10 protein-coding genes are annotated in these 10,900 nt (G+C 66.8%); all 10 read right to left on the bottom strand.

Annotation, left to right across the window (positions count from 1 at the left end):
• Window positions 1-13: 13 nt before the first annotated feature.
• On the bottom strand, window positions 14-1,003 hold the full coding sequence (locus OPF83_RS08960) for a phosphotransferase family protein (protein WP_264887056.1): 990 nt from the start codon (window positions 1,001-1,003) through the stop codon (window positions 14-16).
• Complete coding sequence (locus tag OPF83_RS08955) at window positions 1,000-2,226, bottom strand: acyl-CoA dehydrogenase family protein (protein WP_264887054.1); 1,227 nt, start codon at window positions 2,224-2,226, stop codon at window positions 1,000-1,002. The genes OPF83_RS08960 and OPF83_RS08955 overlap by 4 nt, the downstream gene beginning before the upstream one ends.
• Window positions 2,223-3,380 (bottom strand): thiolase family protein, encoded by a 1,158-nt coding sequence (locus tag OPF83_RS08950; RefSeq protein ID WP_264887052.1) that lies wholly within the window; start codon window positions 3,378-3,380, stop codon window positions 2,223-2,225. Before OPF83_RS08950 ends, OPF83_RS08955 begins: the two co-directional genes overlap by 4 nt.
• Window positions 3,380-3,757 carry a Zn-ribbon domain-containing OB-fold protein gene (locus OPF83_RS08945; RefSeq protein ID WP_264887051.1) on the bottom strand — a complete coding sequence of 126 codons (378 nt, stop codon included), beginning with the start codon at window positions 3,755-3,757 and terminating at the stop codon, window positions 3,380-3,382. The genes OPF83_RS08950 and OPF83_RS08945 overlap by 1 nt, the downstream gene beginning before the upstream one ends.
• A gap of 55 nt (window positions 3,758-3,812) precedes the next feature.
• Complete coding sequence (locus OPF83_RS08940) at window positions 3,813-4,601, bottom strand: enoyl-CoA hydratase/isomerase family protein (RefSeq protein ID WP_264887050.1); 789 nt, start codon at window positions 4,599-4,601, stop codon at window positions 3,813-3,815.
• Window positions 4,602-4,725: 124 nt separating this feature from the next.
• Window positions 4,726-5,835 (bottom strand): ABC transporter ATP-binding protein, encoded by a 1,110-nt coding sequence (locus tag OPF83_RS08935; protein WP_264887049.1) that lies wholly within the window; start codon window positions 5,833-5,835, stop codon window positions 4,726-4,728.
• A gap of 76 nt (window positions 5,836-5,911) precedes the next feature.
• On the bottom strand, window positions 5,912-7,585 hold the full coding sequence (locus OPF83_RS08930; protein WP_264887048.1) for an iron ABC transporter permease: 1,674 nt from the start codon (window positions 7,583-7,585) through the stop codon (window positions 5,912-5,914).
• A 98-nt stretch (window positions 7,586-7,683) separates the two neighbouring features.
• Window positions 7,684-8,742, bottom strand: a complete 1,059-nt coding sequence (locus tag OPF83_RS08925) for an ABC transporter substrate-binding protein (RefSeq protein WP_375546237.1) — start codon at window positions 8,740-8,742, stop codon at window positions 7,684-7,686.
• Window positions 8,743-8,881: 139 nt separating this feature from the next.
• The gene (locus OPF83_RS08920; protein ID WP_264887046.1) at window positions 8,882-9,937 is read right to left on the bottom strand and encodes an ABC transporter substrate-binding protein; all 1,056 of its coding nucleotides are present in this window, start codon (window positions 9,935-9,937) and stop codon (window positions 8,882-8,884) included.
• 115 nt (window positions 9,938-10,052) lie between these two features.
• Window positions 10,053-10,850, bottom strand: a complete 798-nt coding sequence (locus tag OPF83_RS08915) for an SDR family NAD(P)-dependent oxidoreductase (protein WP_264887045.1) — start codon at window positions 10,848-10,850, stop codon at window positions 10,053-10,055.
• Window positions 10,851-10,900 lie beyond the last annotated feature (50 nt).

The raw sequence follows: 10,900 nt of genomic DNA, 5'->3' as shown, positions 1-10,900 counted from the left end.
CTCGGGTTCTGCGTCAGGCCAGGCGTTCGATGCCGGTGACGATGAGTCTGCTGATCGTGTCGGGGAGCTGCTCCTGGGCCGGGTCGTGGTGCCGGCCCTCGCGGTGACGCCGCAGGTTGTGGCCCATGATCGCGGCCATCTTGAACCGGCCGAGCGCGTCGAACCAGGTGAAGTCGGTGAGCGGTCCGGCGGCGGCCCTGTAGATGTCGATCAGTTCGTCGGCCGAGGGCAGTCCGGGGACCTCGCGGCCGACCCCGGGGAAGTTCGATCCGTCGGCGAACACCAGGAACCAGCCCAGTTCGACGCGCGGGTCGCCGGGGCTCCAGATCTCCCAGTCGATCAGTGCCGCCGGCTCGGTGCGGTCAGAGAGGATGTTCCCGAGCCGGTAGTCGCCGTGGACCAACACCGGGTCGACCGCATCAGGGATGCGTGCCGCGAGCATGTCCTCCAACCGGGCGGCGTCGGGGACGAGTTCCGGTGGGACCGCGCCCATCGTGCGGGACCAGCGCTTGAGCTCGTCCGCGGGAGTGAGCACGTCGCCGTCGATCGGCAGCGAGTCCAGCGGGACCGCGTGCAGCACCGGGAGGATCTCGGCTGCGCGCCGCATGCGGGCGGCCGCCAGGGTCGGCTCGACCGCGGGGTCGTCGAGGACCGGCTCCAGCGATTCACCCGGGATGAGGTCCATCGCGAACCAGCCGGGCTCGGTCTCGTCAGTGGCCCGGATGCCGGGCACGGGGACGTCAGTCTTCTCGAGGGCGGTCATGATCCGCGCCTGGCGGAGCATGTCGTGGCGTCCGATGGCCTTCTGCCCCGGGGGCACAGCCTTGATCACGAAGGACTCACCGGCACCGGCGATCCGGTAGGTCAGACCCGAATGCCCACCGAGCATGGGATCGAGCGTGCCGAACGGTCCGGCCACGCCCGCGGCCTCGAGTCCGGCGATCACGCGCTCGCGGAGCGCGGCCACCTGTGCGTCCTCGGAGGTGGTGTCGGCGGTCGTCATGCCCTGGGCTCCCTCGGTAGGCCGAGCACGCGCTCGGCGAGGATGTTTCGTTGGATCTCGTCGGTTCCGCCGGCGATCCGGTAGCCGGGGGCGCCGAGGACGTGTTCGGTCCACGCCCAGGTCCCCCACTTCTCGCCGCGCAGGGTGAGTTCGGGGCCGAGCAGCGTGCGGACCGTCTCCGAGGTGCGCGCCATGGTGTCCGTGGCGAGCAGTTTGCCGACCGACGCCTCCGGGCCCGGTTCGCGACCGGCCACCACGGCGGCGGCCACGCGCATCCCCACCAGGCGCTGGACGAAGCTCCGGCAGATCAGGTCGGCGACCGTGTCTTTCTCAAGTGCGTCGAGGTCCCGGCCGATGTTGCGGGCGAGTTCGACGGCCTGGTCGGCGTTGTCGAGACCGAGGTTGCCCGAGTCAAGGCGCTCCGCGGCCAGCACGGTGAGGGCGACCTTCCAGCCCGCGCCGACCGGGCCGAGACGGAAGGAATCGTCCAGCTCGACGCCGTCGATGAGCACCTCGTTGAACGACGAGCCGCCGGTCATCTGGCGGATAGGCCGCACGGTGATCCCGGGGCTGTCGAGGGGCACGATGAAGACCGTCAGTCCCTGGTGCTTGGGCACCTCCGGGTCTGTCCGGCACACCGCCACGCCGTAGTCGGACACCGGTGCTCCCGACGTCCAGACCTTGGCACCGTTCAGTAACCACTTCTCGCCGGACTTCACCGCACGTGTCCGCACCGACGCCAGGTCGGACCCGGCCTCGGTCTCGGAGAACAGTTGGCACGCGATGAGGTCGGTGCGCAGCATCGCCCGCACGTACTCGGAGCGCTGCTCCTCGGTTCCCCACTGTGCGATGGTCGGGGCGATCAGCTGCTGCGTGACCGGGAACATCTCGGTGCGCTGCGGCAGGTCGAACTCGGCCTCGAGACGGCGGAAGGCGAGGTCGAACGCGATCGGCAGTCCCTGACCGCCGTACTCGGGGCCCCAGGTAAGCGCGCCGAATCCGGCGTCGAACTTGGCCTTCTCGTAGTCGCGGCGGCGGTCGGTCTCGACTCGCTCCTGCTCGGGAGTCCAGTTCTCGAACACCACGACGGCATCTGATCCCTCGCCCCACGGGCGGGACTGGCGTGGCGCGGCGACGGTGGACAGCCAGGCTCGCGCGGAGTCGATGAATTCGGTCAGGCCGGCCGGCTGCGTCGCAGTGGCCCCGGAGGTCTGGGGGGTCATCGACGTCCTCCTTCGAGAATGGTGCACGCACTGATACCGGGTGCGCCGTAGACGTGGGTGAATCCGAGTCGAGGAGAGTTCGGGACCTGCCGCTCCCCCGCCTCGCCGCGGAGTTGCGTGACGATCTCGTGGACCTGACGGAGTCCGGAGGCACCGATCGGCTCGCCGTTTGCCAGGCATCCGCCGTCGGTATTGACCGGGAACCGACCGCCGATCTCGGTATCGCCCCGGGCGAGGATCTGCTCCTGCTCACCGTCCTCGCAGAATCCGCACTCGGCCATGTGCATGATCTCGGCGCCGGACTCGGTGTCCTGGAGTTGAGCGACCTGGATGTCGGACGGTGCGACGCCGGCCGTCTCGAACGCACGACGCGCCACCTCGGTACTCACGCTGCTGGGCTCTCCCTCCCCCTGGACGGCGGGGCTGAAGACCTCGAACGAGCCGAAGGGTCGGGTACCGGTGGACACGGCGCGTACCGCGACGGCACGGCCGCCCATGCGCTCCGCCACCTTCTCGGATGCCAGCAGGATCGCGGCGCCGCCCTCGCCCGGATTGCAGAACATGAACTGCGTGAGCGGGTCGTTGACCATCGGCGACGCGGCGATCTCCTCGATCGTCTTGGGATCCCGACGCCAGGCGTTGGGGTTGATACTCCCGTTCCGGTACGCCTTCTCGGCGACCCGGGCGAGCGTGATCTCGGAGATCCCGTGACGTGCCATGTAGCGGGTGATCTTCATCGCGAAGAACTGGGTGGTGACCATGAGTCCGTGGGTGCCGTATCCCTCGGACAGGCCCCACTCCTCGGCACGCGGGTCGAAAGCACCTCGCGGGTGCTTGTCGAAGCCCACGGCCAGGGCGACCTCGGCGGCACCGGAGCGGATCGCGTTGATCGCCGAGACCAGGGCGCTACCGCCGGTCGCACAGCCGTTCTTGACGTTGGTGAAAGGGATTCCGGTCAGCCCCAGGTCGGCGACCAGGGTGTCCGCCAGACCCGACCCGTCGCTGCCGCCGAACGCGATCTGCACGTCCGACCACGTCAGCTCGGCATCTGCCAGGGCGGTCCGGATCGCCGTGACGGCCATCTGCCGGCCGGTGACGCCGTCCTGGCGGCCGAACTTGGACAGCCCGGCACCGACGATGAACACGTCCGACATCAGTTCTCCTTCGGGGTGGCCGCGACCGTGGCGAACCGCGGCACGGGATGGGACTCGACCAACACGACCTCGCTGCCGATGAGCTCGGCGGGCGAGTCCCCGTCGAGGAGGGCCTCCACCTTGACGCCCTCGGGGAGCTCGACGTACCCCACCCCGAAGGGGCGGAACCCGTCGGCCGGCGGGACGTACGGGGGCGACTTGGGCGCGAAACGCTGGATCGTCGCGGTCCACACCGTGCCGGTGCCGGACAGGTCGATCTCGGTCGTGTCGGAACCGCCACAGCGCTGACAGCTCACGGACGCGGGAAACGCCACCGTCGAGCAGTCTCCACACCGACTCCCCCGCAACTGCGGGTTCTGATTCTCGTTCTGGGACATCGTGTGCTCCTGCTCTTGTACGTGGACGTTTCCCGCTCCGTTGAGTGCTGTCAGATCAGCGGCCGACCCACTTCGGCTCACGCTTCTCGAGGAATGCCTGGACACCCTCCTTGCCGTCAGCCGACTGCAGCGAGTTGCCCACCGCGAAGTGCTCCATGATCATGAGCGACTTGATGTCCGCGTCCAGGCCTTGGTTCACGGCCATCTTCGTGAGCTTCATCATGAACGGGCTCTTGTCGGTGAGCTGGCCGATGAACTCCTCGACGCACTCGTCGAGCTTGTCGGCCGGAGCCGAGTCATTGATGAGGTCGAAGTCCTTGGCCTCCTTACCCGAGAGCAGCTTGCCCGTGAGCATGAGCTCCTTGGTCTTGCGGAGACCGATCATGCGCGGGAGGCGGTAGATCGGGCCGGCGCCGCCGAACAGTGCACGACGGATGTGGAAGTCGCCGATCTTCGCGTCGTCCGCGGCGATCGCGAAGTCACACGAGATCATGAGCTCGAAGCCACCGGCGGTGACGAAGCCCTCGAGGACGGCGACGGACGGGGTGTTCATGGAGTACAGGCGGTCGCACACCTGAGCCGAGAGGACGCCGACGTCCATGGCATTGGTGGTGCCGACGAAGTCGCCGAGCAGCTCGTTGAGGTCGAAGCCCGAGCAGAACTGGTTCTGCACACCGCGGAGGACGAGGACCCGGAGATCGGGGTCGGCGTCGACCTCCTTGATGATCTCGTCCAGTCGGTGGAGGAGCTCCACCGTGACGGCATTCTTGACGTGCGGGCGGTTCAGCCAGACGCGGGCGACGGGGCCGTCCTTCTCCAACAGAACGTGATCGGTCTGCACCATGATCGTTTCCTTTCGAGGGTTCTTTGAACTGGATTCAGTTCATGTCTACACGGCTGCGATGTCCTCGTCAACCATATTCTTGAACTTAATTCAATTTGGCCGGATTTCCGGCCGTCCACGCTGGTCAGGCTGCAGCTGCGGCCTGGTCGAGCGGGTAGATCTTGAGGTCATCCGAACGGAAGCTGATGACGACGGGCTCTCCCACCGCGGCGGTGCGGAGCCACTGCCCGTGGACCGCCGACGAGGCCCGCAAGCGGTACGTCTCCGGGCCCGCGGCCACCTGGACGTCATAGTGACGGCCACCGAACTCCGCGGACTCCAGCGTGGCGTCGAGGACGATCTCACGATCCGACACGTCCTCGGTCGCACTGTGCAGGGTGATGTCGTCCGGCCACAACCGCGCGGCCACGGCGTTGTAGCCGTTGGTCTCGCACTTCAGCGGCAGTTCCGTGCCGGCGGCGGTGGTCCATTCCAGTCCCGAGCGATGGAGCTCGAGCCGGTTGGACATGCCGATGAAGTCCGCGACGTACTCACTGACCGGTTGATCGAAGACATCCTGTGGCGTCGCGAGCTGTTCGATCTTGCCGCTCTTCATGATCGCGAGCCTGTCCCCTAGCGCGAACGCCTCGGAATGGTCGTGAGTCACGAACACGGCACCGAATCCGAGCTCGGCGTGGAGTCGGTGGATTTCGGTCCGCACCTGGTCGCGCAGCAGAGCGTCGAGGTTGCTCAACGGTTCGTCGAACAACATGAGGTCGGGCCTCGCCGCCATTCCGCGGGCCACCGCAATGCGCTGTTGCTGTCCACCACTGAGTTGCGCGGGGAGCCGGTCGAGCAGGTGCCCACAGTCCACCATCGCCGCGGCCTCCTCGACCCGCCCCCCGGCGATGGCGTCCTTCATCTTTCGCGCTTTGAGCGGATAGGCGATGTTCTTGCGCACCGTCATGTTCGGCCAGAGCGCGTAGGACTGGAACACCATGCCGATGCTCCGCTTGTTCGGCGGGACGTTCGTCCGGGCCGCGGCGTCGAACATCGGCTCGCCGTTGAAGGTGATCGACCCCTTCTCCGGGGTCTCGAGCCCGGCCAGGCATCTGAGTGTCGTGGTCTTGCCACATCCACTCGGGCCGAGCAGGACGAGGAACTCCCCCGCGTTGATCTCGACGTCGAGTTCGTCGACGACGACGTTGGTTCCGTATTGCTTGGTCAGACCTGAGATCTCGATCGTGGCGGTCATCGGTACTCCTCACATTCGTGGTGCCGGCATTGCGCGGCGGAACGGTCGTCGAACCCGGTTTCCGGGGCCCGCGGACTCACAGCTTTTCCAGGACGTTTCGACCACCCACGAGCATCGCGACGGCGACGCCGGTGCCGGTCACGGCAGACATGAGGATCGCCATCGCGGCGACGAGGGTGTACGAGCCGTTGCTCCAGTGGTCATACAGCAGGGTTCCCATCACCTGGGTCGTCGCGGAGCGGACCATCAGGGACGCCGCGAACTCATGGGTCAGGAGGATGAACATCAGCACGATGGAACTGAGGATCGCGGGACGCAGCATCGGGAGCGTCACCCGAAGCATCGTGGCCACCGGGCCGGCCCCGGAGACCGCGGACGCCTCCTCGTACTTGTCACCCATTGCGATCAGGGCCGTGAGCTGCATCCTGGTCGCGAACGGGATCATGAGGACCACGTAGACGAGGATGATGACCGCGCGGGTCCCGTAGAGGATGAGCGGAGGCTCAGTGTAGGTCAGCAGGAAGCCCACGCCGAAGATCACCGCGGGGATGCCCATCGGCATGGCCGTGATGAGGTCCGCGATGGTGCGCAGCCACTTCAGTTCCCTGTGGCGAACCATCAGGTTGGCCACGCCGAACCCGATCGGCACACAGATCAGCACAGCCGCGATCGAGGTCACGACACTGGTCACGACAGAATCGACGATCCCGGGCGTGGTCAGCAGGGCCCGGTAGTTGGTCAGCGTGAACAGGTCCCAGGTGAGCGTGCCGGACCAGTACGGCATCAGCGACACCATGATCACTCCGACGAGTGGGAGCACGAGCGCCACCAGCCCGTACAGTGCCACGATCACCGCGGCCCAGGGCGAGGACCCGGACACCGGGGCAAAGGACTTCCCACCGTGGGTGACGAAGCGGGACTGGTTTCCCAGGAGGATCTTCTGGCCGAAGACGACGATGATGCCGACGATGACCAGCGGCGACCCCGCGGCAGCGGCAGCGGCGAAGTTGATCGGCGATTCGGAGGCACGCATGTACATCTCGGTCGCGAGGACCTTGACGCCCTCGTTCTGGCCCAACAGCAGCGGTGCGGTGAACTGGCCCAGCCCCAGCAGGAGTGCCACGCCGGCGCCGTAGATCAAGGACGGACGCAGCAGCGGGAGGACGACCTTGAAGAACGTTCCGATCGAGCCCGAACCACTGATCTGCGCGGCCTCGAGGTGCTCGCCGCTGATGTTCTGCATTCCGGCGCTGACGAAGAGATAGACGAACGAGGTCAGGCTGAAGCCGGTGATGATGATGATCCACGTGGAGCTGTACACGTTGATCGGCCCGGCTTGGAGGTGATCCCACCAGGGCAGCATGCGCAGCGCCATGTTGATATAGCCCGGCCCGGGTGAGAGCAGGAACGCGAACCCCACGACGTTGGCGACCGACGGGATGACGATCGGCAGGATGGGGACCATCTTGAGGAAACCCATCCGCCGGGGCAGCCGCGTGGTGGCGTAGGCCAACACGGTGCCGCACACCATCGCGATCACCAACGAGAAGAAGGCGAGAGCAGCCGTCGTCTGTAGGGTTTCGACGATATCGGCCCGTCCGTACTGGGAGCGGTATCCACGTGCGCCGTTCTCGAACGCCAGCGACTGCAGCTTGTACAGCGGCCAGACGACCAGGTACGCGAGCACGAGGACGAGGGGCACATACAACAGGCGCTTCCGCCAGTGTGTGCGCGAGCCTGGACTAGTCATTAACTTCAGACCTCGGATTCATATCGGTCAGTTGACGGGGCCGAGACATGACGCCGGCACGGGACGCCAGCGGCATCCCGTGCCGGCGGGTCCGCGTGTCAACCCAGGAACTTGGCCTCCCACTCGGCCTGGTACTCCTCGACCGACTCGGAATCGAAGGAGTCCACGTCGCCCAGTTCGACGTCCTGGGCGGTGACGTCCGAACCGGGGACGCCCGTGCCCGGGATATCCGGCAGTGCGGCGAGATAGTCGGCGGAGATGGCCTCCTGCCCGGCGGGCGTGATGAGGAAGTCGGCGAGCAACTGCGCGGCGTTGGGGTTCGGAGCCGATGCCAGCACGTGTGAGTACCACGGCACGCCGTAGGGGTTCTCGGGAAGAGCGAAGCCGAGCGGGGCACCCTTCTCGATCTCCGTAAGCACGTTGCTCGCGGCCATCGGGGCCGCCCAGACCTCGCCCGAGGCGAGCGCCTGGGTGATACCCACCGCGCTCGCGTAGACCCGCGGTTCGGCCGCCGGAAGACGGTCGACGAAGCCGGTGCCGTAGTCCTCGTTGATGCGGCGGTACATGTCGACGTAGGTCGGGATACCGCTAGGGTTCTGGATGCCGACCTTGCCCTTGAGTTCGGGCGCGAAGACATCGTCCGGCGAGGTCATCCCTTCTGGGACGTGGATTGTGTTCCACCCCATGCCGAACACCGTGGCGCTGGTGAGGAAGAACTTGTCCTCCATCACGTTCTCGTCGCGGTTGTAGGCGGGGTCGTCGAACGAGGTGCCCACGATCTCGGCCGAGTATCCGGCGTCGAGGCTGCGGTCGATCCATCCCGCGTCGGTGGTCATGTGGACGTCCGCGACGCCCGAGTTGGTGGAGTTCTCCACCTCGATCTTCGGCAGGATGTCCGCGTCGGTGCCACGGACGTAGGTCAACGTGATCCCCGGGTACTCGGCCTCGAACGCCTGCTTCAGCGCCTCGAGATTGTCCGGCGAGTGGGTGGAGTAGATCGTGACCGCCCCCTCTTCGGTGGCGGCGGCGACGATCTCGTCCCACGAGCCCGCGAGCTCGGACGAGCCGCTCCCGCCTGAGCTACAACCGGACAGGACGAGCGCGGTGGCGGCCACTCCCGCCACCGCTGCCTTGATCCTTGAGAAGCGCACGTGCATCCCCTTTCCGCAGGGCGATAGAAGATTCGAACTGAAGTCGATTCACTCGAAGTGTATGACGTGGGTCACTGATAAGCAATAGGTCACAGCCGTGAACTTCGCACACGCACTTTCGGGTGCCCACCTGCGAGAACACCTGTCAGTTCAAGAACAGGCCCTCCCACCGGGCGACGTACTCGGAGACGGCGTCCGGCTCGATCGATGCCGGATCGGCGACCTCGAGATCCTGCGCCACGACGTCTGAGCCCTCGACACCGGTCCCGAGCACGTCGGGCAGCACCGCGATGTAGTTCTTCGACAGTGCCGCCTGCCCCTTCTCGGTGAGCATGAAGTCGGCCAGGAGTTGCGCGGCGTTCGGATTGGGCGCCGCGGACAGCACATGGGAGTAGAACGGGACGCCGATCGGGTTGGGCGGCAGGGTGAAGTCGACGGGCGCACCCTTGTCGCGCTCGACGAGAACGTCCATCGACGCTCCGGGGGCCACCCACACCTCACCGGAGGCCAGCGCCTGGGTCACGCCGGGAGCGCTGGTGTAGATTTTGGGGTTCAGTTCGGCGAGGTCCTCGACGTACCCGTCCGCGTAGTCGATGTCCATACGCTTGTAGATGTGGACCACGGCCGGGAAGCCCGCCGGCGACACGACTCCCACCCTGCCGTCGAAGCGGGGGTCGAGCAGGTCCTGCGGAACCTCGAGCCCCTCGGGGACCTCGTCGGAGTTCCAGGCGAGCCCGATCGAGGTGGCACTGGTCATGAAGAACGCCTCGCCGAGCATCGCGTCCTCAGCGCGGTACTCGGGAGCGTCGGCGCCGGGGGCGACCACGGGCACGGAGAACTGGTCGGACTCGGCCCCGCGGGCCACCCAGCCGGCATCGGTCGTCATGTGCACGTCGGCCACGGCGTTTCCGGTCTGGTTCTCGACCTCGACCTTGGGAATCAGGTCGGCGTCGGTCCCCCGGACGTATGTCAGCGTGATCTCCGGATACTCCTCCTCGAACGCCACCTTGAGCGCCTCGAGATTGGCCGGAGCATGGTTGGAGTACAGCGTCACGGAACCTTCACCGGAGGCGGCGGAGACGATCTCGTCCCAGCTTCCCGCCAGCTCCGAACCGGAGTCCTGCGTGGAGCCGCACGCCGCCGCGTCCAGCATCACGGCGACGGAGCCCGCCACCGCCGCCCCTGCTCTGAATGACCTCATTTGCCTCTCCTTCGTCCAGGGCCCCTTTGCCCAGAGTCCCTAATTGAACTCAATTCATATGACCGTAAGGCATGGGCTCGAGTCCTCGGAGGCGAATGAGAAAACTGTCGCCGGATCAGACCGTGAAGCGCCCGCCGTTGCTCAGGAGTACTGCGCCGACCACGTTCGAGGCCTGGTCGGACGCCAGGTAGAGGATGCTGTCCGACAGCTGCTCAGGGGTCGCGTAGCCGAACGCGCTCCCAGAGTTCATCGCCTTTCGCACGGACTCGGGTGTCCTCGCCGCCATCGCGGTGTCGACCGGTCCGGGCGCGACGGTGTTGACCCGGATCCCGAAGTGGACGACCTCCTTGGCCACGGACTGGCTCAGCGCGTGCACCGCCGCCTTGGACGAGGCGTAGTGCGGGTAGCCCACGAGAGTGTCGAACCCCGCCGACGACCCGACCGTCACAATGGATCCCCCACCGGCCGGGCGCATGGCGCGCACCGCCTCGCGGAGGATGTGGAAGGTCCCGTCGAGGTTGACGGCGTGGATCCGGCGCCACCGGTCGTCGTCGAGCCTGCTGAGAACGTCCACCGGCTTACCGGAATCAGCGGCCTCGAAGATGTGTCCCTTCGCGACCGGGTCGTCGATCCCCGCGGCGTGCACCACCACGTCCACTCCCCCGTCGGATGCGAGCACCCGCTCGAAGAGTTCGGCCACCGCCTGCGGATCCGACACGTCGACGCCGTGCGCGGTACCGCCGATCTCCGCGGCGACGGACTCCGCCGCCTCGCGTGCCAGGTCCACCACGTGAACTGATCGCGCACCTTCCGCGGCGAGCTGGCGCGACACCGCCGCGCCGATCCCGGACGCGCCGCCGGTGACCAGTGCCACCGTGCCCGCGAACCGACCGGACGCCTCGTTTCCCGTCATCAGGGGACTTCCCTTCGTCATGTGCCTGTGTGGACTGCGTGCAGAGAACG

The sequence above is a fragment of the Dietzia sp. NCCP-2495 genome (assembly GCF_026011735.1).
In the GTDB taxonomy this organism is placed as follows: domain Bacteria; phylum Actinomycetota; class Actinomycetes; order Mycobacteriales; family Mycobacteriaceae; genus Dietzia.
The sequence above is the reverse complement of the archived record's forward strand: the minus strand, read 5'-3'. Positions and strand labels throughout refer to the sequence as shown.

Excerpts from the sequence above, each read along its gene's own strand:
- OPF83_RS08960 (WP_264887056.1), bottom strand. The coding sequence starts at position 1,003 with ATGACGACCGCCGACACCACCTCCGAGGACGCACAGGTGGCCGCGCTC.
- OPF83_RS08955 (WP_264887054.1), bottom strand. The coding sequence starts at position 2,226 with ATGACCCCCCAGACCTCCGGGGCCACTGCGACGCAGCCGGCCGGCCTG.
- OPF83_RS08950 (WP_264887052.1), bottom strand. The coding sequence starts at position 3,380 with ATGTCGGACGTGTTCATCGTCGGTGCCGGGCTGTCCAAGTTCGGCCGC.
- OPF83_RS08945 (WP_264887051.1), bottom strand. The coding sequence starts at position 3,757 with ATGTCCCAGAACGAGAATCAGAACCCGCAGTTGCGGGGGAGTCGGTGT.
- OPF83_RS08940 (WP_264887050.1), bottom strand. The coding sequence starts at position 4,601 with ATGGTGCAGACCGATCACGTTCTGTTGGAGAAGGACGGCCCCGTCGCC.
- OPF83_RS08935 (WP_264887049.1), bottom strand. The coding sequence starts at position 5,835 with ATGACCGCCACGATCGAGATCTCAGGTCTGACCAAGCAATACGGAACC.
- OPF83_RS08930 (WP_264887048.1), bottom strand. The coding sequence starts at position 7,585 with ATGACTAGTCCAGGCTCGCGCACACACTGGCGGAAGCGCCTGTTGTAT.
- OPF83_RS08925 (WP_375546237.1), bottom strand. The coding sequence starts at position 8,742 with ATGCACGTGCGCTTCTCAAGGATCAAGGCAGCGGTGGCGGGAGTGGCC.
- OPF83_RS08920 (WP_264887046.1), bottom strand. The coding sequence starts at position 9,937 with ATGAGGTCATTCAGAGCAGGGGCGGCGGTGGCGGGCTCCGTCGCCGTG.
- OPF83_RS08915 (WP_264887045.1), bottom strand. The coding sequence starts at position 10,850 with ATGACGGGAAACGAGGCGTCCGGTCGGTTCGCGGGCACGGTGGCACTG.